Here is a 24,782-nt window from a genome sequence, read left to right as displayed (position 1 = left end):
TTTCGAGGTCACGTCATGGATTATCTGAATAGTTTCGTCTACGGCATCTATCCGTACATCGCCGCCGCCATCTTCCTGTTCGGCAGCCTCGCGCGCTTCGAGCGCGAGCAATACACGTGGAAGTCAGACAGCTCGCAGCTCTTGCATCGCGGGGCGCTGCGCACGGGCAACATCCTGTTCCACGTCGGCGTGCTCGGGCTGTTCTTCGGGCATCTCGTCGGGCTGCTCACGCCCGTCGTGGTGTGGGACACGCTCGGCGTCACCCATCATCTCAAGCAACTCGTCGCGATGACGGCGGGCGGCGTGATGGGCTCGCTCGCGCTCGTCGGCCTCGTGATCCTGCTGCATCGGCGCCTGACGAACGCGCGTATCGCCGCCGTCACGCGCCGCGGCGACAAGGTGCTGCTCGCATGGCTGCTGATCACGCTCGTGCTCGGGCTGTCGACGATCCTCGAATCGGCGAGCCACACCGACGGCCATCTGATGGTGCAGTTGATGACGTGGGCGCAGCACATCGTCACGTTCCGCGGCGACGCGGCGAGCTTTGTCGCCGATGCGCCGTGGCTCTTCAAGGCGCATCTGTTCATGGGCATCTCGCTCTTCGCGATCTTCCCGTTCACGCGACTCGTCCACGTGTGGAGCGGCTTCGCGTCGGTCACGTACGTCGGCCGCGCATGGCAGCTCGTGCGCGCGCGCCGCTAGGGTCCAGTCCCGCTTCACGTTGGAGGGTCGGAGCAAATCGATCGCGGCGCGCCGGCGAGTGCGCCGCGATGCCTCACGTGCCGCTATGTCGCAGCGGGAGCGCAACATTCGGCAGGACAATTGTCATGTCCAAAAAAATCAGGACGTGCTATGGCTCCCGCCCTCCCCGACTCCGCCGCCCCGTGGCGGCACCGCCTGTCGACGCGAATCGTCGCGCTGTCGGCGATTGCGTGGGCGCTCGTCCTCGCGATGGTGGGCGGCACGCTGTGGCTGTCGTGGCAGCTCGAAGGCGCGGGCGCGGCGATCAACGATGCCGGCAGCCTGCGGATGCGCGCGACGCGCACGTACGTCGAGCTGTCGGGCGCGGGCATCGAGCCGCAGCGCCAGCTCTCGGCCGAAGTCGACGCGGTCGACGGCACGCTCGCGCGGCTGCGCCGAGGCGATCCGTCGCGGCCCCTCTTCCTGCCGAACACGACCGTCATCCAGCATCAGCTCGACATCGTCACCGACCGCTGGAACGCCGCGCTGCGGCCGCTCGCCACGGCGGCGCTGACGGGCGCGCGGGGGCCTGACGCGGCCGCCGCCTATCTCGTCGCGCTGCCGGGCTTCGTCGACGAAGCCGATCTGCTCGTGCGCGAGATCGAATCGGACAACGCGCGCAAGACGACATGGCTGCGCCTGTCGCAGATCGGGCTCGGCCTGCTCGCGTGCTCGGGCACGGTCGCCGTCATCTACCTGCTGTTCCTGTGGATCATCCTGCCCGTGATGCAGCTGCGCGACGGCCTGAAGCGCATGGCCGCGCGCGAATTCGCCGTGCGGCTGCCCGTGCAGACGCGCGACGAGTTCGGCGATCTCGCGCGCGGCTTCAACCGGATGGCGAGTGAACTGCAGGAGCTGTACGCGGGGCTCGAAGAGCGCGTGCAGCAGAAGACCGCGCAGCTCGCCGCGCAGAACCGCGAGCTCACCGCGCTCTACGAAATCACCGCATTCCTGAACCGTCCGCAGGCCGTCGACGCGTTGTGCGCGGGATTCCTGTCGCGCGCGATCGCGCAGTTCGACGCCGACGCGGGCAGCATCCGCGTCACCGATCCGGCGGGCGAGAAGCTGCATCTCGTGATCGCCGAAGGACTGTCGACCGAGCTCACCGATCTCGAGCGCTGCATGCCGGTCGACGACTGCTTCTGCGGCACCGCGACGCGCGCGGAGACAGCCGTGCTGCACGACCTGCGCGGCAGCGCCGCGCGCGCGCCGACGCCGTGCTCGCGCGAAGGCTTCGCGGCCGTCGCCGTGTTCAAGGTGATGACGCAGGACGCGGTGCTGGGCTCGTTCTCGCTGCACTACCGCGACGCGTCGCGGCTGCCCGACGCCGAGCGGCGCGTGCTCGAGACGCTCGGCCGCCATCTCGGGATCGCGCTCGATCACGTGCGTCTGTCCGCGAGCGCGCGGCAGCTCGCCGTCGCCGAAGAGCGCAATCTCGTCGCGCAAGGGCTGCACGACAGCATCGCGCAGAGCCTCAACTTCGTGAACCTGCAGACGCAGATGCTCGGCGATGCGATCGCGCACGACAACCTCGTCGATGCGCGCGAAATCGTGCCGATGCTCAAGCACGGCGTCGAGCAGAGCTATGCGGACGTGCGCGAGCTGCTCCTCAACTTCCGTACGCGCCTCACGCAAGGCGAGCTGAAGGCGGCGATCGAGGAAACGATCGCGCGCTTCGAGAAGCAGACGCGCATCGCATGCGATCTCGACTATCGCGAGACGGGCGGCGCGCCGCTGCCGCCCGATGAGCAGTTGCAGGTGCTGTTCATCCTGCAGGAAGCGCTGTCGAACGTGCGCAAGCACGCGCATGCGCGGCATGTCGCGGTCGAAGTCGAGAACGGCGCCGCGTTCAGGCTGTCCGTCGCCGACGACGGCTGCGGCTACGATCCGGCCGCGCTCGCCGCGCGCGCCGACACGCACGTCGGACTCACGATCATGCGAGAGCGCGCCGCCCGCCTGCGCGCGACGCTCACGTTGACAGGCGCGCCGCAGCGCGGCGCGCGCGTCGAGCTGGTGTTGCCGGCCGACGCGCGACAGGCGGCATAGACACAAGAACGAGGACAAGCATCATGACCATACGCGTACTGTTGATTGACGACCACACGCTCTTTCGCAGCGGCGTCAAGCTGCTGCTGCAACGCCAGCCGGATTTCGAAGTCGTCGACGAAGCGTCCGACGGCGTCGAAGGCGTGAAGCGCGCGAAGCAGCATCAGCCCGACGTGATCCTGCTCGACCTGAACATGCCGGGGTTGTCCGGGCTCGAGACGCTGCAACTGCTCGTGCAGGACGTGCCGTCGGCGCACGTCGTGATCCTCACGGTGTCGGAGGACGCCGAGGAGTTGACGACCGCGCTGCGCGACGGCGCGTGCGGCTTCCTCGTGAAGAACATCGACGCGGAGACGCTCGTCGCGGGCATTCGCAAGGCGGCCGCGGGCGAGCCCGTGATCGCCGAGAGCATGACCGCGAAATGGATCGCGAGCCTGCGCGCGCCGCAGGCGGCGACACGGCTCGCGCAGGCCGCCGCGCACGCCCCCGTCGCGCATGCGTCGGTCGACCCCGACCAGTTGACGCCGCGCGAGCACGACATCGTGCGCGCGCTCGCGCGCGGCACGAGCAACAAGGAAATCGCGCGCGAGTTCGACGTCGCCGAGAGCACGGTGAAGATCCACGTGCAGAACATCCTGAAGAAGCTGAACCTGACGAGCCGCGTGCAGATCGCGGTCTATGCGGTCGAGCGCGGGCTGACCGCGCCGCATCCGGCCGAAGCATGACGCGGCGACCGACGACAGCGCGCGAGCACGCATCGCCGTGACGCCCGCGCAGCGATGCGTCGCGCCGCGTCCATTCGCGAACGACGACGCGATCGCGCCGATCCTCACTCTTGTTTCGCACAACGAGACAACATCCGCGAGAGAAGGCGCGCGCGAGCCGCCGCCCCCCTCTTCGCCACGCACCGAAGCCGCCTGAAGGAGAGACGCCCATCTCGCCAACCATGCGTATCCCTAACGAACGCGCCCGCCCATCGACGGCCTGCCGAAAGCTATGAAAGCGGCATGCAACATGCGCGAATCCGGCGATATCGACCGCCACAACTCCTGTGATACGATCGCCCGGCGACAAGTAAAACATCTTTGACGACCATAAAGGACGAGGACAAGGTGGAGAACTCTGCTAGCCGCGCCAAACTGATACAGATTCGCGAATTGCTCGATATCGGGGCCGTCAGATTCGACTTCGAAGCGCTGCTCGAATACCACTATCGCAAGTGGGTGAAGCAAGGCGACACGATCATCGACATTGGTGCGCATATCGGTCGCCATCTCGGACCTCTCGTCGAATGCATCGGGCCGAACGGCACCGCGCTCGGCTTCGAGCCGCTGCCGTTCGCATACGAGATCCTGCGCCAGAAGTTCGCGAACACGCCCAACGTCCAGTTGCTCAATCTCGCACTGAGCAATAAGCCGGGCACGGCGTCGTTCACGTACGCGCAAGGCACACCGGAAGAAAGCGGCTTGCGCCAGCGTCAATTCAATCTGCCCGACGCCGCGAATCCCACGCAGATCGACGTCACCGTCAGCACGCTCGATGCGCACACCGCCGATCTCGAGTCGCTCGCGTTCATGAAGATCGACATCGAAGGCGGCGAGATCGACTGCCTGCACGGCGCGCAGGTCACGCTGAACCGATTCCGTCCGCTCGTGTCGGTCGAATACGGACGGCCGTCGTACAGCGCATACGGCAACACGGCCGAAACGCTGTTCGATTTCGCGCAGCATCACGGATACGTGCTGTACAGCATCTTCCTGACACCGCTCGAGACGCGCGAAGACTGGAAATTCGGCTGCGACTACGTGTGCTGGGACTACTTTATGGTCCCCGACGAAAAGCGCGCCGAATTCGACAGCGCGATGGCCGGCAACGCGGCCGCGCTCGCGAGCATGGCGGCGCCCGCCTGATCGCCCCGCCTCGCAGGCGGCCGCCGTCCGCGAAGCCGGCCGCCGCCCCTTCCCTCCGGTACGCAACCACGCTTTCCGGTCGCCGCGGGCGGCTCGCGGTAAGATGACGGCCTTACGCATCCTGCCGATCCGCCCATGAGAATTGCCACCTGGAACGTCAACTCCCTGAACGTGCGCAAGCAGCACGTGCTCGACTGGCTCGCGCAGAGCAACGTCGATGTGCTGTGCCTGCAGGAGCTCAAGATCCCCGACGAGAAATTCCCGCGCGCCGATCTCGAAGCGGCCGGCTATCGCAGTTGGTTCACGGGCCAGAAGACCTACAACGGCGTCGCGATCCTCGCGCGCGCGAGCCTGCCGTTCGACGAGACGCACGTCGTGCGCAACATCCCCGGTTTCGAGGACGCGCAGCAGCGCCTGATCGCCGCGACGATCGACGGCGTGCGGATCGTGTCCGCGTATTTCCCGAACGGCCAGGCGCTCGACTCGGACAAGTTCGTCTACAAGATGCAATGGCTCGACGCGCTGCAGGCGTGGCTGAAGGACGAGATGCAGCGCTATCCGAAGCTCGCGCTGCTGGGCGACTACAACATCGCGCCCGAGGATCGCGACGTGCACGATCCCGCGAAATGGGAAGGCCAGAACCTCGTGTCGCCGCAGGAGCGCGCGCACTTCGCGCAGCTTCTCTCGCTCGGCTTCATCGACGCGTTCCGCCGCTTCGATCAGCCGGAGAAGACGTTCACGTGGTGGGATTACCGGATGCTCGCATTCCGCCGCAACGCCGGGCTCCGGATCGATCACATCCTGCTGTCGCCCGCGCTCGCCGACACCTGCACGAGTTGCACGGTCGACCGCGTGCCGCGCACGTGGGAGCAGCCGTCCGATCACACGCCCGTCGTCGCGCAGATCGGTTGAGCTCGCGCACGGCAATCGTCGCGCGCGTCGACGCACGGCGGCGCCGCGCGCGACGACGCGGCGCATGCGCCGAGCGCCGCATCGGTGCATCGTGCCCGCATCGGCGAACGCATCGCCATCCCATGCAAACGGGGCGCTCGAGGCGCCCCGTTTTCTCTTGTCGATCGATGCGGGCCGCGCATGCGACGCCCGCATCGCGCCACATCGGATCACGACTCGAGGTGCAGTTCCTGGATCTTGCGCGTGATCGTGTTGCGGCCGATGCCGAGCCGTTCCGCCGCCTCGACCTTGCGGCCGCGCGTGAAGTCGAGCGCCTCGCGGATCACCGCGGCTTCGAAGCGGCGCGCGAGCGCATCCATCACGTCGGCTGAGTTCTCGCGCAGCAAGCGCGCGACCTCGGTGCGCAACCCGTGCTCCCACAGCGGATGTCCGGCGGTCGTGCCCGCCGCCGCGGGCGCGCTCGCCAAGACGGGCGCGGCGACGGCCACGCCTGCCGCCTGCGGCTCGGCCGCGCCGTTGCCGGCGACGGACGTGTTTGCGATCACCACGGCTTCCGCCGGCGCCACGCCGCCCGACGCCGTCTGCGTCGCGACGAGATCGGGCGGCAGGTCCTTGACCTCGACCGTCTGCGCGGGCGCCATCACCGTCAGCCAGTTCGCGAGGTTCTCGAGCTGCCGGACATTGCCTGGAAACGGCAGCGACGTCAGATACGCGAGCGCCTCGTCCGACACGCGCTTCGGCTCGACGCCCAGGTCGCGCGCGCTCTTCTGCAGGAAGTGGCGCGTGAGGAGCGCAATGTCCTCGCTGCGTTCGCGCAGCGGCGGCAGCCGCAGCCGGATCACGTTCAGCCGATGATACAAGTCCTCGCGGAACAGGCCCTGCCGCACGCGCGACTCGAGATTCTGGTGCGTCGCCGCGATCACGCGCACGTTCGCGCGCAGCGGGCTGTGACCGCCGACGCGATAGAACTGCCCGTCCGACAGCACGCGCAGCAGACGCGTCTGCAGATCGAACGGCATGTCGCCGATTTCGTCGAGGAACAGCGTGCCGTTCTCGGCCTGCTCGAAGCGGCCCTGGCGCGTCGTCTGCGCGCCCGTGAACGCGCCGCGCTCGTGGCCGAACAGTTCGGACTCCAGCAGGTCCTTCGGGATCGCCGCCGTGTTGAGTGCGATGAACGGCCCGTTCGCACGCGGGCTGTGCCGATGCAGCGCGCGCGCGACGAGCTCCTTGCCGGTGCCCGACTCGCCCGTGATCAGCACGGTCGCGGCCGAATGCGACAGCCGCCCGATCGCGCGGAACATGTCCTGCATCGCGGGCGCCTGGCCGAGCATCTCGGGCGCTTCGGCGAGCTTGTCGTCGTCGGGCACGCCGCCGCGCAGGCTCTCTTCGACCGCGCGCCGGATCAGTTCGACCGCCTTGTCGACGTCGAACGGCTTCGCGAGGTATTCGAACGCGCCGCCCTGGAACGCCGCGACCGCGCTGTCCAGATCCGAGAATGCCGTCATGATGATGACGGGCAGTCCCGGCAGCCGGTCGTGCATCGCCTGCAGCAACTCGAGTCCCGAGCCGCCCGGCATCCGGATGTCGGATACGAGCACCTGCGGCGTTTCCTGGTCGAGCGCGGCGAGCGCGTCGCGCACGTTCGCGAAGCTCCTCGTCGCGAAGCTCTCGCGCGCGAGCGCTTTCTCGAGCACCCAGCGGATCGATTGGTCGTCGTCTACTATCCAGATCGGCTTCATGGTCGGTCAGAGGTATGGAGAATCGCTGCGCCGCCGCTCAATGATCGAGCGGCAGCAAAATCTGAAATTCGGTGCGGCCCGGCCGGCTGTCCACTTCGATCATCCCGTCGTGCTGCTGAATGAACGTCTGCGCGAGCGTGAGCCCGAGCCCGCTGCCGTCGTCGCGGCCGGACACGAGCGGATAGAAGATCCGGTCGCGGATGTCGTCGGGAATGCCGGGGCCGTTGTCGATCACATGCAAGTCCAGTGCCAGCTTGTACAGGCGCTTCGCGATCGTGATCTTGCGCGCGACGCGCGTGCGCAGCTCGATCCTCGCGTCGCCCTGCGCGATCCGCTCGCGCAGCGCCTGCGCCGCGTTGCGCACGATGTTCAGGAGCGCCTGGATCAGTTGCTCCTTGTCGCCGCGCAGATCGGGCACGCTCACGTCGTAGTCGCGCTCGATCGTGAGGCCGCGCGGGAATTCCGCGAGCATCACCGCGCGCACCCGCTCGCACACTTCGTGGATGTTCACGTCGCCGACGATGTGCGGATGACGATGCGGCTCGAGCAGGCGGTCGACGAGCGTCTGCAGCCGGTCCGATTCCTTGATGATCACCTGCGTGTACTCGCGCAGCTCGTCGCGCTCACGCTCGCCGAGTTCGAACTCGAGCAGTTGCGCGGCGCCGCGAATCCCGCCGAGCGGATTCTTGATCTCGTGCGCGAGATTGCGGATCAACTGCTTGTTGACGGCCGTGAGGTCGTGAATCCGTTCCTCGCGGTCGGTGCGCGACTGCCGCTCGTTCTCGAACAGCTCGACGAGCACGAAGTCGGGCGCGCCTTCGAGAAAGCCGACGATCGCGTGCACGTGCAGCGGCTCGCGGCCCGGGCGGTCGAGCACGGTGTCGAGATGGGTCGCATGAAAACGCTCTTCGCCGATCGCGGTGATCGTCGTCGCGAGCTCGTTCGCATTCGGGAAGATCTCGCCCCACGGCATCTGCGACAACTGCCGGCGCGAGATGTCGAGCATCGCCTCCGCCGACGGATTGGCGAACGCGATCCTGAGCGTGCGCCGGTCGAGCACGAGCACGACCGTCGGCAGCGCTTCCAGTCCCGTGAGGAGCCCCGAGCGCGCGAGCCGGTCGTCGTCCGACAGGCGCTCCGGGTGGCCGGCCCTGGCCTTGATCAGATTCTTCAGAACCATCTTGCGTGGATGCCGTGTCAAAACCCGCCGTGACGGGCGGAACAAAAAAGGGACGGCGTCACGCCGTCCCCTTTCAAGGTCCGACGCCTTCGCGCGCAGTTGCCGCGCGAAGGCCGGTCGGCGCCGCGGCGCTTCGTCCGCCGACGAGACGAAGCGCCATCGCCGCTTACAGCGAGTAGTACATCTCGAACTCGACCGGATGCGTCGTCATGCGGAACTTCGCGAGCTCCTGCTCCTTCAGACCGAGGTACGCATCGATCATCGCGTCCGTGAACACGCCGCCGCGCGTGAGGAACTCGCGGTCCTTGTCGAGTGCTTCGAGCGCCTGGTCGAGGCCCGCGCACACGGTCGGGATCTTTGCATCCTCTTCCGGCGGCAGGTCGTACAGGTTCTTGTCCGCGGCCTCGCCCGGATGGATCTTGTTCTGGACGCCGTCGAGACCCGCCATCATCAGCGCCGAGAAGCACAGGTACGGGTTCGCCATCGGGTCCGGGAAGCGCGTTTCGATGCGGCGGCCCTTCGGGTTCGACACGTGCGGAATGCGGATCGACGCCGAGCGGTTGCGCGCCGAGTACGCGAGCTTCACGGGCGCTTCAAAGTGCGGCACGAGACGCTTGTACGAGTTCGTCGTCGGGTTCGTGATCGCGTTCAGCGCGCGCGCGTGCTTGATGATGCCGCCGATGTAGAACAGCGCGAATTCGGACAGGCCGGCGTAGCCGTTGCCCGCGAACAGGTTCTGGCCGTCCTTCCAGATCGACTGGTGCACGTGCATGCCCGAGCCGTTGTCGCCGACGACGGGCTTCGGCATGAACGTCGCCGTCTTGCCGTACGTGTGCGCGACGTTAAGAACGATGTACTTCAGCTGCTGCGTCCAGTCGGCGCGCTGCACCAGCGTCGAGAACTTCGTGCCGATTTCGTTCTGGCCCTGGCCCGCCACTTCGTGGTGGTGCACTTCGACCGGAATGCCGATCTGCTCGAGCAGCAGGCACATTTCCGAGCGCATGTCCTGGAACGAATCGACCGGCGCGACCGGGAAGTAGCCGCCCTTCACGCCCGGACGGTGGCCCGTGTTGCCGCCTTCGAATTCCTTCGCCGACGACCACGGCGCTTCTTCCGACCCGATCTTCACGAAGCAGCCCGACATGTCCGTGTTCCACTGGACCGAGTCGAAAATGAAGAATTCCGGCTCCGGACCGAAGTACGCGGTGTCGCCGAGACCCGAGCTCTTCAGGTACGCTTCCGCGCGCCGTGCGAGCGAGCGCGGATCGCGCTCGTAACCCTTGCCGTCCGCCGGCTCGACGACGTCGCAGGTCAGAACGAGCGTCGACTCTTCATAGAACGGATCGATGAAGGCGGTGTCCGGATCCGGCACGAGCAGCATGTCCGACGCCTCGATGCCCTTCCAGCCCGCGATCGACGAACCGTCGAACGCGTGACCGCCTTCGAACTTGTCTTCGTCAAACGCCGACACCGGCACCGACACGTGCTGTTCCTTGCCGCGCGTGTCCGTGAAGCGGAAATCGACAAACTTGACGTCCTCGTCCTTCACGAGCTGCATGACGTCGGCGACGGTTTTACTCATAACCTCTTCTCCTGATTGAACAAATCCGGCGGACTGGGACCGCCTCGTTAAGCGAGCTGCTGAGCGCAGCGTTCTTTGCCGCGTACAACCGATTCGAACGGGATCTATATAGCAGCTTCCATGCCATGCATGCGCCAGATCGGCGCGAAACGCGCAAGGCCGCGCCCCGTCAGGGCCAGGGCGCGCTCTTTCGGGGCTTCGGTGCGCCCGGACGCCACCGAACAAGCACTAATATTGTGCAATACAAGGCTTCGCGCACTCAGCAATCACATTTTTGGTGCCAACGATGCATTCTGCACCTTTTTGGTGACAACCGCACATCGGCGACACTGCCGGCCGTCGCCGCGCGCCCGGCACGCTAGAATGTTCTTTTGATCCGCAGGAGACCTCCCGCCATGAGTACGCTTGAACAGCTTTACGCGCAGGCCGACACGCGCCGCGCGCAAGGCAACCTGAACTACGCGGGCGCGCTCTCGCCCGCCGAGGCCTTCGAACTGCTGCAGCTCGATCGGAACGCGCGCCTCGTCGACGTGCGCACCCGCGCGGAGCTCGATTGGGTCGGCCGTCCGCTCGTCGGCGACGGCCAATACTCGCACGTCGAATGGACCCGCTATCCGGGCGGCGTGCCGAATGCGGAATTCATCGACCAGCTGCGCGCGGCCGTGCAGCCCGATCAGCCGGTCCTGTTCCTGTGCCGAAGCGCCGCGCGCTCGAAGCTCGCCGCGGTCGCCGCCACGCAGGCCGGCTTCACGCAGGCATTCGATCTGCTCGAAGGATTCGAAGGCGCGAAAGACGCACAAGGGCACCGGAAGACCGTCGATGGCTGGTGCCACCGCGGCCTGCCCTGGATCGGCGCATGACACGTCACACGCACCGCCGCCCGCCATCGTCGGGCCGGCCGATGACACGGCGATGACGAGCGGCGCCGGCGCGGCCTGCATGCGCCAACGCGGTGCGGCACGGCGCGACGCCCGTCGGCGCCGCCGTGCGTCCGGCCGGCACTCCACCGGCCGGTCCTCCTCTCTTTCTTGTCGGTCGCCGGCTTGTCGGCCGTCCGCCCGGCTCAGCCGTGCTGCGGCATGGCCGGCTCGACGATATCGCCGCCGAGCAGATGCACGCCTTCGCGCAGCTTCACGAACGCGGCCGCGACCGCTTCCGGCTCGCCCTTCACGCCGAGATCGATGTGCCGGCGCGCATAGATCCCGCCCTTCTCCGCGTCGCCGACGCTCGGCAGGCTGAACACCCGCACGCCCGGGAAATCGCGCTCGATCTTCTCCATGAGCGGCGTCAACGTCGATTCCGGCAGCTCGAACACGTACAGCGAACGCTCCGCATGCGGCGTCGCGTGGTGCAGGTGCGCGTACTTCGTGTCGAGCACCCATTCGATCATCGGCCACGCCATCACCGGAAAGCCCGGCACGAAATGGTGGTCGCCGCACGAGAAGCCCGGAATCCGGTTGTAGCCGTTCGGGATGATCGTCGCGCCGCGCGGGAACACGCCCATGTTGAAGCGATGCTGGTTCTCGGGTGAATCGAGATCGATGGGCTTCGCCGGGTCCGCATGCGTTTCGCGAATCCGCTCCTCGATCAGCGCCTTCGCCTCCGGATGCAGCTCGAGCGGCACCCCGAGCGCCTCGGCCGTGCACTGGCGCGTGTGGTCGTCGGGCGTCGCGCCGATCCCGCCCGTCGCGAACACGATGTCGTCCGACGCGAACGTGCGCGCGAGCGTCGCCGTGATCCGCGCGGGATCGTCGCCGACGTACTCGGCCCAGCCGAGCGCGAGCCCGCGCGCGCCGAGGAGTTCGATCACCTTTGCGAGGTGCTTGTCTTGGCGGCGCCCGGACAGGATCTCGTCGCCGATGATGATGATGCCGATGGTCATGCTTGCCTCGTCGGTTCGATGGAAGTCGCGCTCGCGGCCGCCGCGCGCTGGTCCTGCAGCGCGCGCAGGCAATAGAAGCCGAACCACAGCGCCGAGAACACCAGGATGAATGCGTAGACCCAGATCATCGCGGCGGCGACGAACGGAAACAGCACCATCATCCAGATCGACGACACCCAGATGAAGGTCGGCACCGTGCCGAGCAGCCCGCTCGCGACGCCGATGCCGAGAAGCGGCCAGCGATGCTTGCGCACGAGCGCGCGGCGCTCGTCGACGCTCGCGTGCAGCGCGAGCGCGTCGTAGGTCATCACGCGGTACGTGAGCCAGCCCCAGATCACGGGCGGCAGCAGCGCGAAGAACGGCGGAATCAGCCACAGCGGCACCGTGACGATCAGGAGCACGATGCTCGCGAGCGCGGCCCACAGCGAATTGAACACGCTGCCGAACCAGCTGCCGCCCCGCTTCATCTCGAGCGACGCGAACTGGCGTTTCGACAATTGGGTCACGACGGCGGGCATCGAGAGCGTCGCGATCAGCAGCAGCACGGTCAGCACGATGAGCGGGATCGCGAGCGACACGACGACGAACGGCGCGACGACCGCATGCAACTGCGACGCGCCGATCGCGGCGAAGAACTTGTAGACGAGCGCCGTCAGCGCGAAGCCGTCGAGCGCCGCGCGCGCGGCGTCGACGAGCGGCTGCCACGCGAACCACAGCACGACGCCCCAGAGCACCGCGGCGACGATAAACGGCATGAAGGTGAGCCAGAGCATCCGCGGGTGCAGCGCACTCGCGAGCGCCCGGCCGAAGGAGCGCAGCAGGTCGTTCATGCGGGACGGATCATCGATCGAGAATGATGGGGAAAGCTCGGCAAGGATAAACCACGCGGCGCGCGTGCGGCAAAACGGGGCGGTAGCGGAACGGGGGGACGCGGATCGGAGAAACGCGCGCTGCTGCGGCGCTGGATGACGGCGGCAAGAATCGCGGCGGCTCGCGATCGACGGCGCAACGGCTGGCTGCCGGCAAACGACGCCGGCTACAACGAGATCCGGTGCGAAAAGCGATCCGGCATGACATTCCGACATCCGCCGCTGCGTGCAGGCTGCGTGCAATCCGCCGCGCGCAGAGAAACGGCCAAACGACGCCTGAAAACGTATACAACGACGGAAATCGTCAAGAAACGAACGCGTATCGCCACTCGGCGCAGCGCTGAAGAGGGAAACGGCAGACTTCGCGCCGCCGGCGAACCAATCGAAAAACCTCGTCCGCGGCGGAACGCGCGACGCGGCACGCGAATCGAGCGACCCGCGTCGCGCCGCCCCAAACGAGCCGGCACGACGCCCCGCCCGCGCCGCTTACGCCGAAGCCGCGCCGCGCGGCTTCTTCGGCGCGAGCCGCCGCGCGATCCGCATGAACGCGAGCCCGTGCTGCGCCCAGAAGCCATCGCCGTACGACACGCCGTCGTACTGCTCGCGGATGCCGGTGGGCTCGGGCGCGCGGCTCCACGACGCGGTGCGGAACAGCATGTCCCACCACGGGAACAGCACGCCGAAGTTGCAGCCGTACTTCGTGCCCTCATGGCCGTAGCCGACCGCGTGATGGCGGCGATGGAACGTCGGGCTGACGATCAGCCGCTCGCCGAGCCGGCCGAACGACAGCCGCGCGTTCGTATGCTGGATGCTCTGCACGAAGTTCGTGACCGCCGTCAGCACGACGAACTGCGACGGCGACACGCCGATCACGAGCGCGATCGCCGCGAAGAAGCACGCCTGGATCACGTCGTCGAGCAGGTGGTTACGGTCGTCACACCAGAGCGACATCTGGCGCTGGCTGTGATGCACGGCGTGCAGCTCCCACCAGACGCCGATCCGGTGCTGCCAGCGGTGATACCAGTAGCCGGCGAAATCGAGCACGATCAAATAGATCGCGAACGCGACGATCGGCCTCGACGTGACGCCCGGCCACAGGTAGTCGAGATTGACGTTGGAAATCCCGAAGAGGCGCAGCCGCGACTGGAAGTTGTCGAAGACCGGCTGCATTGCGAAGAAGAAGAACAGGTTGAAGATGCCGAGCTTCGCGATCAGCGTGTAGATTACGTCGACGCGCGCCTCCTTGCGGTTCGCCCATTGCTCGACGGGACGCAGCGCCTCGAGCGGGCGCAGCAGCACGTACATCGCGACGACCTGCAGCGCGCCGACGATCACCCAGTAGAGCGCGTCGTACGTATCCTCGTCGTAGTCCATCAGGCCGACCTTGAACATCACCGGCTGCACGATATCGACGTACAGCCAGGTCTGCAGATCGGACACGAAGCCGTCGAGCGCGGCGACGATCATATGCAGCATGGACCGCTCCCCCGCCGCGTCAAGCGCCGTTCGGCGCCATCCACGGCGCCCGATCGTAGAAATAGATTCCGTGCGGCGAACGGCCGACCGAAATCGTCTGGATCAGCTTGCGGCTCGGCAGGTCGATCACGCCGACCTTCTTCGCGAAGCGGAACGTCACCCACAGCGTCTTCTTGTCGGCGGACAGCTCCATGTCGTCCGGGCCGGGCAGCAGGCCCGTGATGTCGCCGACGTTCGTGAGCGCGTTCTCGTCGATGATGCTGATCGTGTTCGCGACCCGGTTCGTCACGGCGACGTGCGTGCCGTCCGCGAGCGAGCGGAAATTGTGCGCGCCGTTGCCGGTCTGGATCGTCTTCACGATCTTCTGGTTGCGCCAGTCGACGACGGCGACATAATCGGCGCCCGTCATCCCGATCAGCACGTACTTGTCGCCGGGCGTGAGCCAGAGGCCCGCCGGCACCTTGCCGACCTTCATCTTCCACTTGACCGTCTGCGTCGCGAGATCGATCGCGGCCAGTTCGCCCGATACCTGCAGCGTCACGAGCACCGTCTTGCCGTCCTTCGTGAACGCGAGGTGGCTCGGCATCACCTCGAGCGGCACGCGCTTGGCGAGCGTCAGGTCACGGCCGTCGTACCGGTAGATGTCGACGCGATCGAGCCGCAGGCCCGCCGCGACGAACCACTTGCGATCGGGCGAGAAGCCGAGCTGGTACGGATCGTCGATTCCTTCGAGCGTGCGCTGCGGCTTGCCCGTCTTCGGATCGAGGAACAACAAGCTGTTGGACACCGAGTTCGCGACGATCAGCGACGAATTGTCGGGCGTCGCCATCAGGTGGTGCGGCTCCTTGCCGGTGGGATACTGACCGACGACCTGGCGTGTGTTCTCGTCGATCAGGGAGAGCGTCGCTTCGGCCGAATTCAGCACGATCACGTTGTTCGCGAAGGCGGCGACGGGCGCCAGCACGGCGGCGGCAAGCGCGAGCGTGCGGCCGAGGGAAAGGAAATTGCGCATGAAGACTCACGTCGTGGACTGGCGTGATTGTAAAACGCGCGAGAACGCCGCCGGTTGACGTCCCGCGCCCAAGTGTGAACCCGCGTACGCTGAACCGCGTTCAGCGCTGCATCGACTCCCACACTTTGTACAGCCGCTTGACGGACACCGGCATCGGCGTGCGCAGCTCCTGTGCGAAAAGCGAGATCCGCAGCTCTTCGAGCAGCCAGCGGAACTCGGCGAGCCGCGCGTCCGCGACGCCGCCGCGCTGCGCGACCGCCCGCTGACAGTGCTGCGCGAGCGGCTGCAGCTCGGCGAACTGGCGCGCGTCGCGCGCGGGATCGGCCTTCAGCTTGTCGATCCGCAGCGCGATGCCCTTCAGGTAGCGCGGGAAATGCGCAAGCTGCGCGTAAGGCGTGTCGACGACGAAGCGCTTGCCGACGAGCGCCGCGAGCTGCCCCTGCATGTCCGCGTGCGCGGCCGGAAACGGTTTCGCCTGCGTGAGCTTCTTCGCGAGCCCCGCGTATTCGGCGAGGATCTGCCCGACGAGCCGCGCGATCTCCTGCGCGAGCAGGTTGAGGCGGCTCTTGCCCTCGTCGCGGCGCGCGTGGAAGCTCGCGTCGTCGGCGGGCAGCGGGTCCTGCAGGCACGCGCGGTCGAGCGCCGTCGCAATCAGCTGGTCGCGCAACTCGTCCTGCGTGCCGAGCGACATGTACTGCATCGCCATCTCGCGCAGCCCCGGCAAGTTCTTCTCCAGATACTTGATCGGCTCCTTCAACTGCAGCGCGAACAGGCGCCTGAGGCCCGCGCGGTGGATCCGCGCCGCTTCCTCGGGCGAATCGAACACCTCGACGTCGCAATGCGCGCCGCGATCGACGAGCGCCGGATAGCCGAACAGCGTCTCGCCGCGCCGGCGGATCTCGAGCAGTTCGGGCAGCTTGCCGAAATTCCAGGTCGTCAGGTTCTCGTAGAGCGCGGTCGCGCCGGCTTCGGCCGCCCCCGCGCCCACTTGCGCCACGGACTGCGCGCCGGCTTGCGGCGACGCGCCGCCGCGCGCGCCCGGCCGTGCGCCGGCCGCGGCCGCGGCCACAGCCGCCGTGCCCTCGCCCTCACCCGCCGGCGCAATCGTCGCGGCGGCGGCGATCTTCTGGAAGTGCTGCTGCGCCTGCGCGCCCAGCTCCGCACGCAGTTGCGCGAGATTGCGCCCCATCGCAAGCTGCCGGCCGTGCTCGTCGATCACCTTGAAGTTCATGAACAGGTGCGCGGGCAGCGTCTCGAGCTTGAAATCGGACGTCTTCGTCGCGATCTGCGTCTCTCCGCGGATGTCGGCGATCAGCCCCTCGACGAGGCCGCCCGCGCCGAAACGCTCGGCGCCCACGCGCTCGACGAAGCCTGCCGCATACTCGGGCAGCGGCACGCAGTGGCGGCGCAGCTTCTGCGGCAGCGACTTCAGCAGCAACTGCACCTTCTCCTTCAGCATCCCCGGCACGAGCCACTCGGCGCGGCGCGCGTCGACCTGGTTCAGCGCGAAGAGCGGCACGGCGAGCGTCACGCCATCACGCGGCGCGCCGGGCTCGAAGTGATAGGACAGCGCCATCTCGACGCCCGCCATCGTCGCGCGCTTCGGGAACAGATCGGTCGTCACGCCGGCCGCCTCGTGGCGCATCAGATCGTCGCGCGACAGATACAGCAGGCGCAGCTTGTCTTCCGGCTGTCCGCTCTTCTTCACCTCGTCGCGATACCAGCGCTCGAACGCGACGCCCGTGTGGATGCCCGCCGGAACCGTCTGATCGTAGAACGCGTAGATCAGCTCGTCGTCGACGAGCACGTCCTGCCGGCGCGACTTGTGCTCGAGCTGCTCGATGTCGGCGAGCAGCTTGCGGTTGTGCGCGAAGAACGCGAGCTTCGTGTCGAACTCGCCGCCGACGAGCGCGCCTCGGATGAACAGCTCGCGCGCACGCGCCGGGTCCTGCCGGCCGAACGCGACGCGCCGCCGGTGATAGACGGTCAGCCCGTACAGCGTCGCGCGCTCGAACGCGGAGACCTGCGCGGGGCGCTTCTCCCAATGCGGCTCCGACAGCGATTTCTTCAGCAGGTGCACGCCGATCCGCTCGATCCATTCCGGCTCGATCTTCGCGATGCAACGCGCGTACAGCCGGCTCGTCTCGATGAGCTCGGCCGCCATCACCCAGCGCCCCGCCTTCTTCACGAGCGCGGAACCCGGCCACAGGTGGAACTTGATCCCGCGCGCGCCGAGGTAGTGCGGCTCGTCCTCGGCCTTGAAGCCGATGTTGCCGAGAAGGCCCGTCAACAGCGACAGGTGGATCTGCTCGAACGTCGCATCGGCCTCGTTCAGCCGCCAGCCGTGCTCGCGCACGACGGTCAGAAGCTGCGAGTGGACGTCGCGCCATTCGCGCAGCCGCAGATGCGACAGGAAGTTCTGCCGGCACGCGTCGACGAGCTGCCGGTTCGACTTCTTATGCGCGACCGCCTCCTCGAACCACGCCCAGATCTTCAGCCACTGGAGGAATTCGGAGCGCTCGTCGGCGAAGCGCCGGTGCGCCTGGTCGGCCTGCTCCTGCGCGTCGAGCGGACGATCGCGCGGGTCCTGCACGGACAGCGCGCTCGCGATGACGAGCATTTCGCGCAGTGCCTGCTGGTCGCGCGCGGCGAGAATCATCCGGCCGACGCGCGGATCGAGCGGCAGGCGCGCGAGCTCGCGGCCGAGCGGCGTGAGCGCGTTGTCGTCGTCGACCGCGCCGAGCTCGTTCAGCAACTGGTAGCCGTCCGCGATCGCGCGGCCGGGCGGCGGCTCGATGAACGGAAACGATTCGATCGCCGAAAGATGCAGCGACTTCATCCGCAGGATCACCGACGCGAGCGACGAGCGCAGGATTTCCGGATCGGTGAAGCGCACACGGGCGGCGAAGTCGCTCTCTTCATAGAGGCGGATGCAGATGCCGTCGGCGACGCGGCCGCAGCGGCCCGCGCGCTGATTCGCGGCCGCCTGCGAGATCGACTCGATCTGTAACTGCTCGACCTTGTTCCGATACGAATAGCGCTTCACGCGCGCGAGGCCCGTATCGACGACGTAGCGGATGCCCGGCACCGTGAGCGACGTTTCGGCGACGTTCGTCGCGAGCACGATCCGGCGCGCGTTCGACGGCTTGAACACGCGCTCCTGCTCGGCCGCCGACAGCCGCGCGAACAGCGGCAGGATTTCGGTGTGCGGCGGATGGTGCTTGCGCAGCGCCTCGGCCGCGTCGCGGATCTCGCGCTCGCCGGCCAGGAACACGAGCACGTCGCCCGGGCCTTCGCGGCACAGCTCGTCGACCGCATCGACGATGCCGTCCATCAAGTCGCGCTCCGCCTCGCGCGCGGTCTTCGCGCGGTCGCGGCCGGACGCCGCGCCCTCCGCGTGCCGCACGGCGGCCGGCCGGTCGTCGGCGATCGGCCGGTAGCGGACTTCGACCGGATACAGCCGCCCGCTCACCTCGATCACGGGCGCGGGCCGCTCGTCGCCGCCGAAATGGCGCGCGAAGCGGTCGGCGTCGATCGTCGCCGACGTGACGATCAGCTTCAGGTCCGGCCGCTTCGGCAGAATCTGCTTCAGATAGCCGAGCAGGAAGTCGATGTTGAGGCTGCGCTCGTGCGCCTCGTCGATGATCAGCGTGTCGTACGCCGTGAGGAGCGGATCGGTCTGCGTCTCGGCGAGCAGGATGCCGTCCGTCATCAGCTTGACGGACGCGCCCGGCGCGAGGTTGTCGGTGAAGCGCACCTTGTAGCCGACCACTTCGCCGAACGGCGTGCCGAGTTCCTCGGCGATGCGGCGCCCCGTCGACGACGCCGCGAGCCGCCGCGGCTGCGTATGGCCGATCAGGCCCGCGCCGCCCGCGCCGACGCCGCGGCCGAGCGCGAGACAGATCTTCGGGAGCTGGGTCGTCTTGCCCGAGCCCGTCTCGCCGCAGACGATCACGACCTGATGATCGGCGATCGCGCGCGCGATCTCGTCGCGCCGGCCCGATACGGGCAGGCTTTCGGGAAACGTGATCGGCGCAACGGGATTCGGCGCGACGCGCGCACGCGGCGGCCGGGCGGCCTGGGGGACGGATTCGCGGCGCGCGGCGCGCGGCGCGCGGTCCTGCGCGGGCGCCGTGCTCGGCGGACGCGGCGGACGGCCCGTCCCCGCGTCGGCGGGCCGCGGCTCGCCCGGCGTGCCCGCACGTTTTTGCGCGGGACTTTTAGGTACATTCGACATGGGGGCGCATTATAATCCCGCCCATGAATTCCCAAACCGACCTTCCCGCCGCCCAGCCGGGCGTCGCTCCCCAGCAATCCGACGACGAAGCCGCCCTCCACGCGCAGTTCGTCGACTGGATGCGCTCAGTCGCGCCCTATATCCACCGGTTCCGCAACAACACGTTCGTCGTCGGCTTCGGCGGTGAGGTCGTGCAACGCGGGCTGCTGAACGCGCTCGTCTCCGACATCGCGCTCCTGCAGGCGATGGGCATCCAGATCGTGCTCGTGCACGGCTCGCGGCCGCAGGTCGAGGAGCAACTGAACCTGCACGGCGTCGAATCGTCGTTCTCGCACGGCCTGCGGATCACCGACGCGCGCGCGCTCGAATCGGCGAAGGAAGCGGCGGGCGAAGTCCGGCTCGACATCGAGGCGGCGATCAGCCAGGGCCTGCCGAACACGCCGATGGCGCACGCGCACATCAGCGTCGTATCGGGCAACTTCGTCACCGCGCGGCCGGTCGGGATTCTCGACGGCGTCGACTTCGCGCACACGGGCGTCGTGCGCAAGATCGACGCCGAGTCGATCCGCCATTCGCTCGCGAGCCGCAAGCTCGTGCTGCTGTCGCCGCTCGGCTTCTCGCCGACGGGCGAGGCGTTCAACCTGTCGATGGAAGACGTCGCGTCGGCGGCCGCGATCGCGCTGCGCGCGGACAAGATCATCTTCCTGACCGAAACGCCCGGCATCGTCGACGAAGCGGGCGAGCTCGTGCGCGAGATGTCGCTCGACGCGGCGGCCGAGTTGCTCGACTCGGGCGACCTGCAAGGCGACGACGCGTTCTACCTGAAGCACGCGATCCGCGCGTGCCGCGGCGGCGTCGCGCGCGCGCACCTGATTCCGCAATCGCTCGACGGCAGCGTGCTGCTCGAGCTGTTCCTGCACGACGGCGTCGGCACGATGATCTCGTACGAGAACCTCGAGAGCCTGCGCGAGGCGACGCCGGACGACGTCGGCGGCATCCTGACCCTCATCGAGCCGCTCGAATCGGACGGCACGCTCGTGCGGCGCGGCCGCCACCAGATCGAGCGCGACATCGATCACTTCTCGGTCATCGAGCACGACGGCGTGCTGTTCGGTTGCGCGGCGCTCTATCCGTACTCGACGGAGAAGATCGGCGAGATGGCCTGCCTGACGGTCGCGCCCGAGGCGCAAGGCTCGGGCGACGGCGAGCGGCTCCTGAAGCGGGTCGAGCAGCGCGCCCGCGCGCGCGGCCTGACGCGGATCTTCGTGCTGACGACCCGCACCGAGCACTGGTTCCTGAAGCGCGGCTTCGTGAAGGTGACCGTCGACGATCTGCCCGAAGACCGCCGCAAACTCTATAACTGGCAGCGCAAGTCGCTCGTGCTGATGAAGCAGCTCTGAGCGGCGCGGCGCGCCCTTCCCCCGGAACACGATTACAGGAGAGGTACACGATGGCCCGTATGATTCAATGCGCGAAGCTCGGCAAGGAAGCCGAAGGACTCGACTTCCCGCCGCTGCCCGGCGAGCTCGGCAAGCGTCTTTACGAGAGCGTGTCGAAGGAAGCGTGGCAAGGCTGGCTCAAGCAGCAGACGATGCTCATCAACGAGAACCGGCTGAACATGGCCGATCCGCGCGCGCGTCAGTATCTGATGAAGCAGACCGAGAAATATTTCTTCGGCGAAGGCGCGGACCAGGCGACCGGCTACGTGCCGCCGACGCAAGGCTGATACGCCCCCGCGCGGCGCGCGACGCCGCTTCCGATTTCCGCACGTCGGACGAATGCCTCGGGCAGCGATTGCTGCCCGAGGCTTTTTTGTGCGTACGCTTCGTCCGCCCGAGGCGGCGCCGCGGCCCGGCGCGGCGAGCATCCAGAACTTCGCGACGCCGGAACGTCGGCATGCGCTCATGGTGTTCGCGGCTTCGCGATTTCGCAACGTCCGTTCCGAAGATTGGCGAAGCCGCGGCATCCGCTGTTTCATCACGCAATCACATCGCGATTTCGCGATGTCGTCGCGTGGCGAATCGATGCTTCCGCCGGCGGGCTTGTCGGCAAGCGCGGCGGCGGCGCGCGCAGGCGTTGCGATCCCGCCATGTCGCCGGGCCGCGAATCGACATGTCCGCGCATCGACAAGCGTCCGGCAATCGCGGCTGGACGACGCGATCGCGCCGCGCCGCCGCCGCGCTCGCCGTCTCCGCCTTTTCGTGCGGCGCGCAACGTGCGGCCCTCGCGCATCGCCCTCAAGGCTTCGCGAGCGCTCCGCTCCCCGCCACGGCGGTGCCCCGCCGGCCACGCTCGAGCGTCGCGATGCACACGAGCGACACCGCCGCGAGCGCGCTGTAGAACGCGGCGAGCGGCCACCACTGGCCCGCGAAGCGGTGCGCGAGCAGCGTGCCGACGAGCGGCGTGAGCCCGCCCGCGAGCGCCGCGCACAACTGGTACGACAGCGAGATCGCCGAGTAGCGGACGCGCACGTCGAACGCCGTCGACATGAAGCCCGCCATCACCGCGTACGAGCTCGACATGCACATCACCGCGATCGCGATGCCGACGACGATCGCGATCGGCCGGCCCGTCGACACGAGCGCGAACATCGGATACGGCGACGCGATCGCGAGCGCGGCGGCCGTCTTCAGGAAGCGCCCCGTGCCGACGCGCTGCGCGAACCAGCCGGACGCGAGCTGCGTGCCGAGCTGGATGAACGCGACGACAAACAGGCAATCGAGAATCAGCGCGCGGTCGAGCCCGAGCGTCTGCGTCGTGTAGTTCAGCATGAACGTGTTGACGAACCACGCGCCCGCGACGCCGATCACGTTCGCGCCGAGGCAGAGCAGCAGCGTGCGCCACGCATTGCGCACCACCTCGGCGACGGGCAGCGCCGCCGTGCGCCGCTCCGCTTTCACGCGCGCGAACTCCGGCGATTCGTCGACGCCCGCGCGGATCGCGAGGCCGACGACGAGGAGCGCCGCGCTCGCGAGAAACGGCAGCCGCCAGCCCCACGACAGGAACGCATCGTGCTCCATCCCGGAGACGATGCGGAACGCGAGCAGCGCGAGGATCAGCCCGGCCGGACTGCCGAGCTGCGCGAACGATGCGACGAACGTGCGCTTGTCCGCGCTCGCATGCTCGCTCGCCATCAGCACCGCGCCGCCCCATTCGCCGCCGATCGCGATGCCTTGCGCGATCCGCAGCACGACGAGCGCAATCGGCGCGGCCAGGCCCGCCTGCGCGTAGGCGGGCAAGAGGCCGATGCCGACCGTGCCGAGCCCCATGATGACGAGCGTCGCGACGAGCGCCTTCTTGCGGCCGATCCGGTCGCCGAGGTGGCCGAAAACGAGGCCGCCGAACGGGCGCGCGAAAAAGCCGACCGCGAACGTGCCGAACGACGCGAGCGTGCTGAAGAACGGCTCGCTCGACGGAAAGAACAGCTTGCCGAAGATGAGCGCGGACGCGGTCGCGTAGATGTAGAAGTCGTACCACTCGATCGTCGTGCCGACGAACGCCGCGAGCGCGGCGCGCGCGGGCTGGCCGACCGGCGCGCGGTCGGCGCGGTCATCGTGCTGGGAAGTCATCGTTGTCTCCATGATTCTCGTCGGTGGCGCGACTCGCGCGCGCCTTCACCGTTTGGGCCGGATCGCTCCGGGTTCGGTCGTGCCGGACGAGCGACGCGGACCGTTCGGCCGGAGGCTCGATCGCCTTCGGTCTCGCGGCCGCGGACTCGCCCGGCGCCGACCGTCTAGCCGCGGCCGCCGCTTCGTTTCGGCAGCCGCGTCTGTTCGCTCACGTTCATTCCTTCAATACGCCCGCCTCGACGAGCCGCGCCTGCGTCGCCGCATCGATGCCGAGCGCATCGAGCACCGCGCGCGTGTCGCGGCCGAGCGTCGGCGGCGCGCTGCGGTACGTCGCGGGCGTGCGCGACAGCTTGATCGGCGACGCCGCCCCGCGATAGCGGCCCATCTCGACGACGAGCCCGCGATGCAGCGTGTGCGGATCGCGCGCGACCGAATCGACCGTGCGCACCGGCCCGCACGGCACGCCCTCGCCCATCAGCGCGCGCGCGAGCGTCTCGCAATCGCGAGTCGCGAGCCGCGCTTCGAGGCTCGCCTTCAGCTCGGCGCGATGCGCGCAGCGGCTCCGGTTGTCGACGAAGCGCGGATCGCCCGCGAGCGCGGGCACGCCGAGATGCGCGCACAGCCGCGCGAATTGCCGATCGTTGCCGACCGCGAGAAAAATCGGCGCGGTCGCGGTGCGGTAGCTGTCGTACGGCGCGATGTTCGGATGCGCATTGCCGCTGCGCGCGGGCGTGCGTCCGGAGCCGAACCAGTTCGGCAGATGCGGATGCAGGAGCGACACGCCGCAGTCGTACAGCGCGATGTCGATCGACTGGCCGGCGCTGCTTTTTTCGCGCTCGGCGAGCGCGAGCAGGATGCCGGCGAGTGCGTTCAAGCCCGTCACCATGTCGACGATCGGCAGGCCGATGCGCGTCGCGTCGCCGTCGGCGTCGCCATTGACGCTCATCAGGCCCGCCATCGCCTGGATCACCGCGTCGTAGCCCGGCAGCCCGCCGAGCGGGCCGTCGGCGCCGAAGCCCGTGATCGCGCAATGGATCAGGCGCGGAAAGCGCGGGCGCAGGTCGCGCTCGTAGTCCATCCCCCAGCGCGCGAGCGTGCCGGGCTTGAAGTTTTCGACGAGCACGTCCGCGTCCTCGAGCATGCGCCAGAGGATCGCGCGGCCTTCGTCGCGCGACAGGTCGAGCGCGATCCCCTCCTTGTTGCGGTTCACGCCGGTGAAGTACCACGCGTCGTCGTCGAAGAACGGCGGGCCCCAGCCGCGCGTTTCGTCGCCCGTCGGCGGCTCGACCTTGATCACGCGCGCGCCGTGGTCAGCGAGCGCCTGCGTGCAGTACGGGCCGCCGAGGACGCGGCTCAGATCGACGATTTTCAGGCCGGCGAGCGCGCCGGATGGGGGGGGCGTGGTCGTCGTCGCGTTGTTCGTGCCGTTCGGGTTCGGGGTGTTTGCGGTGTTTGCGGTGTTTGCGGTGTTTGCGGTGTTTGCGGTGTTTGCGGTGTTTGCGGTGTTTGCGGTGTTTGCGGTGTTTGCCGTGTTTGCGGTGTTTGCGGTGTTTGCCGTGTTTGCCGTGTTTGCGGTGTTTGCCGTGTTTGCCGTGTTTGCCGTGTTTGCCGTGTTTGCCGTGTTTGC

At 67.9% G+C, this 24,782-nt stretch carries 18 protein-coding genes; 8 read left to right on the top strand and 10 right to left on the bottom strand.

Annotated elements, in window-relative coordinates; genetic code table 11:
- The first annotated feature begins 15 nt into the window (after positions 1–15).
- The 5 genes from narI (at position 16) to xth (ending at position 5,609) form a co-directional block, all read left to right on the top strand.
- Entirely contained in the window at positions 16–702 is a 687-nt protein-coding gene (narI, locus tag WS62_RS24940; protein ID WP_066576592.1) for a respiratory nitrate reductase subunit gamma, read from the top strand.
- A 150-nt stretch (positions 703–852) separates the two neighbouring features.
- Entirely contained in the window at positions 853–2,787 is a 1,935-nt protein-coding gene (locus WS62_RS24935) for a type IV pili methyl-accepting chemotaxis transducer N-terminal domain-containing protein (protein WP_066576591.1), read from the top strand.
- Between the two features lie 23 nt (positions 2,788–2,810).
- Positions 2,811–3,512: a response regulator gene (locus WS62_RS24930; RefSeq protein ID WP_066576588.1), complete on the top strand. Its 702-nt coding sequence runs from the start codon at positions 2,811–2,813 to the stop codon at positions 3,510–3,512.
- Between the two features lie 360 nt (positions 3,513–3,872).
- Entirely contained in the window at positions 3,873–4,697 is an 825-nt protein-coding gene (locus tag WS62_RS24925; RefSeq protein WP_231748412.1) for an FkbM family methyltransferase, read from the top strand.
- A gap of 135 nt (positions 4,698–4,832) precedes the next feature.
- A complete protein-coding gene (gene xth, locus WS62_RS24920) occupies positions 4,833–5,609 on the top strand; it encodes an exodeoxyribonuclease III (protein ID WP_066576571.1) in 777 nt (258 codons plus the stop codon).
- Between the two features lie 209 nt (positions 5,610–5,818).
- Here the strand turns inward: xth and ntrC are convergent, their stop codons facing one another.
- From ntrC to glnA, 3 genes are all read right to left on the bottom strand, one after another.
- Positions 5,819–7,348 carry a nitrogen regulation protein NR(I) gene (gene ntrC / locus WS62_RS24915; protein ID WP_066576568.1) on the bottom strand — a complete coding sequence of 510 codons (1,530 nt, stop codon included), beginning with the start codon at positions 7,346–7,348 and terminating at the stop codon, positions 5,819–5,821.
- A gap of 37 nt (positions 7,349–7,385) precedes the next feature.
- Positions 7,386–8,528: a nitrogen regulation protein NR(II) gene (glnL, locus tag WS62_RS24910; protein WP_066576566.1), complete on the bottom strand. Its 1,143-nt coding sequence runs from the start codon at positions 8,526–8,528 to the stop codon at positions 7,386–7,388.
- Positions 8,529–8,694: 166 nt separating this feature from the next.
- Positions 8,695–10,110 carry a type I glutamate--ammonia ligase gene (gene glnA, locus WS62_RS24905; RefSeq protein ID WP_025989908.1) on the bottom strand — a complete coding sequence of 472 codons (1,416 nt, stop codon included), beginning with the start codon at positions 10,108–10,110 and terminating at the stop codon, positions 8,695–8,697.
- Between the two features lie 395 nt (positions 10,111–10,505).
- On the opposite strand from glnA, the gene WS62_RS24900 reads away from it, so the two are divergent.
- Positions 10,506–10,970: a rhodanese-like domain-containing protein gene (locus tag WS62_RS24900; RefSeq protein ID WP_066576563.1), complete on the top strand. Its 465-nt coding sequence runs from the start codon at positions 10,506–10,508 to the stop codon at positions 10,968–10,970.
- 203 nt (positions 10,971–11,173) lie between these two features.
- Here the strand turns inward: WS62_RS24900 and WS62_RS24895 are convergent, their stop codons facing one another.
- The 5 genes from WS62_RS24895 to hrpA form a co-directional block, all read right to left on the bottom strand.
- Positions 11,174–11,992: a competence/damage-inducible protein A gene (locus tag WS62_RS24895; RefSeq protein WP_066576559.1), complete on the bottom strand. Its 819-nt coding sequence runs from the start codon at positions 11,990–11,992 to the stop codon at positions 11,174–11,176.
- Positions 11,989–12,822, bottom strand: coding sequence for an EI24 domain-containing protein (locus WS62_RS24890; protein WP_066576557.1), 834 nt, complete (start codon positions 12,820–12,822; stop codon positions 11,989–11,991). The genes WS62_RS24895 and WS62_RS24890 overlap by 4 nt, the downstream gene beginning before the upstream one ends.
- Before the next feature lie 525 nt (positions 12,823–13,347).
- Positions 13,348–14,337, bottom strand: a complete 990-nt coding sequence (locus tag WS62_RS24885) for a sterol desaturase family protein (RefSeq protein WP_066576556.1) — start codon at positions 14,335–14,337, stop codon at positions 13,348–13,350.
- A 19-nt stretch (positions 14,338–14,356) separates the two neighbouring features.
- Complete coding sequence (locus WS62_RS24880; RefSeq protein ID WP_066576555.1) at positions 14,357–15,349, bottom strand: YVTN family beta-propeller repeat protein; 993 nt, start codon at positions 15,347–15,349, stop codon at positions 14,357–14,359.
- A 100-nt stretch (positions 15,350–15,449) separates the two neighbouring features.
- Positions 15,450–19,586, bottom strand: a complete 4,137-nt coding sequence (hrpA, locus tag WS62_RS24875) for an ATP-dependent RNA helicase HrpA (protein ID WP_066576553.1) — start codon at positions 19,584–19,586, stop codon at positions 15,450–15,452.
- 23 nt (positions 19,587–19,609) lie between these two features.
- On the opposite strand from hrpA, the gene argA reads away from it, so the two are divergent.
- Together argA and WS62_RS24865 are read left to right on the top strand one after the other, a co-directional pair.
- Positions 19,610–20,986, top strand: coding sequence for an amino-acid N-acetyltransferase (gene argA, locus WS62_RS24870; RefSeq protein WP_066576551.1), 1,377 nt, complete (start codon positions 19,610–19,612; stop codon positions 20,984–20,986).
- A 50-nt stretch (positions 20,987–21,036) separates the two neighbouring features.
- The gene (locus WS62_RS24865; protein WP_010111094.1) at positions 21,037–21,312 is read left to right on the top strand and encodes an oxidative damage protection protein; all 276 of its coding nucleotides are present in this window, start codon (positions 21,037–21,039) and stop codon (positions 21,310–21,312) included.
- 511 nt (positions 21,313–21,823) lie between these two features.
- On the opposite strand, the gene WS62_RS24855 is transcribed toward WS62_RS24865, so the two are convergent.
- Complete coding sequence (locus tag WS62_RS24855; RefSeq protein WP_066576549.1) at positions 21,824–23,155, bottom strand: MFS transporter; 1,332 nt, start codon at positions 23,153–23,155, stop codon at positions 21,824–21,826.
- Positions 23,156–23,369: 214 nt separating this feature from the next.
- Positions 23,370–24,782, bottom strand: a 1,413-nt coding sequence (locus WS62_RS24850; protein ID WP_066576718.1) for a CaiB/BaiF CoA transferase family protein, incomplete at its 5' end; no start/stop codon positions are given.

It is taken from the genome of Burkholderia sp. ABCPW 14 (genome assembly GCF_001523835.1).
Classification (GTDB): Bacteria; Pseudomonadota; Gammaproteobacteria; order Burkholderiales; family Burkholderiaceae; genus Burkholderia; species Burkholderia mayonis.
This window is presented reverse-complemented; position numbering and strand designations above follow the sequence as displayed.

Excerpts from the sequence above, each read along its gene's own strand:
- narI (WP_066576592.1), top strand. The coding sequence starts at position 16 with ATGGATTATCTGAATAGTTTCGTCTACGGCATCTATCCGTACATCGCC.
- WS62_RS24935 (WP_066576591.1), top strand. The coding sequence starts at position 853 with ATGGCTCCCGCCCTCCCCGACTCCGCCGCCCCGTGGCGGCACCGCCTG.
- WS62_RS24930 (WP_066576588.1), top strand. The coding sequence starts at position 2,811 with ATGACCATACGCGTACTGTTGATTGACGACCACACGCTCTTTCGCAGC.
- xth (WP_066576571.1), top strand. The coding sequence starts at position 4,833 with ATGAGAATTGCCACCTGGAACGTCAACTCCCTGAACGTGCGCAAGCAG.
- ntrC (WP_066576568.1), bottom strand. The coding sequence starts at position 7,348 with ATGAAGCCGATCTGGATAGTAGACGACGACCAATCGATCCGCTGGGTG.
- glnL (WP_066576566.1), bottom strand. The coding sequence starts at position 8,528 with ATGGTTCTGAAGAATCTGATCAAGGCCAGGGCCGGCCACCCGGAGCGC.
- glnA (WP_025989908.1), bottom strand. The coding sequence starts at position 10,110 with ATGAGTAAAACCGTCGCCGACGTCATGCAGCTCGTGAAGGACGAGGAC.
- WS62_RS24900 (WP_066576563.1), top strand. The coding sequence starts at position 10,506 with ATGAGTACGCTTGAACAGCTTTACGCGCAGGCCGACACGCGCCGCGCG.
- WS62_RS24895 (WP_066576559.1), bottom strand. The coding sequence starts at position 11,992 with ATGACCATCGGCATCATCATCATCGGCGACGAGATCCTGTCCGGGCGC.
- WS62_RS24890 (WP_066576557.1), bottom strand. The coding sequence starts at position 12,822 with ATGAACGACCTGCTGCGCTCCTTCGGCCGGGCGCTCGCGAGTGCGCTG.
- WS62_RS24885 (WP_066576556.1), bottom strand. The coding sequence starts at position 14,337 with ATGCTGCATATGATCGTCGCCGCGCTCGACGGCTTCGTGTCCGATCTG.
- WS62_RS24880 (WP_066576555.1), bottom strand. The coding sequence starts at position 15,349 with ATGCGCAATTTCCTTTCCCTCGGCCGCACGCTCGCGCTTGCCGCCGCC.
- hrpA (WP_066576553.1), bottom strand. The coding sequence starts at position 19,586 with ATGTCGAATGTACCTAAAAGTCCCGCGCAAAAACGTGCGGGCACGCCG.
- argA (WP_066576551.1), top strand. The coding sequence starts at position 19,610 with ATGAATTCCCAAACCGACCTTCCCGCCGCCCAGCCGGGCGTCGCTCCC.
- WS62_RS24865 (WP_010111094.1), top strand. The coding sequence starts at position 21,037 with ATGGCCCGTATGATTCAATGCGCGAAGCTCGGCAAGGAAGCCGAAGGA.
- WS62_RS24855 (WP_066576549.1), bottom strand. The coding sequence starts at position 23,155 with ATGACTTCCCAGCACGATGACCGCGCCGACCGCGCGCCGGTCGGCCAG.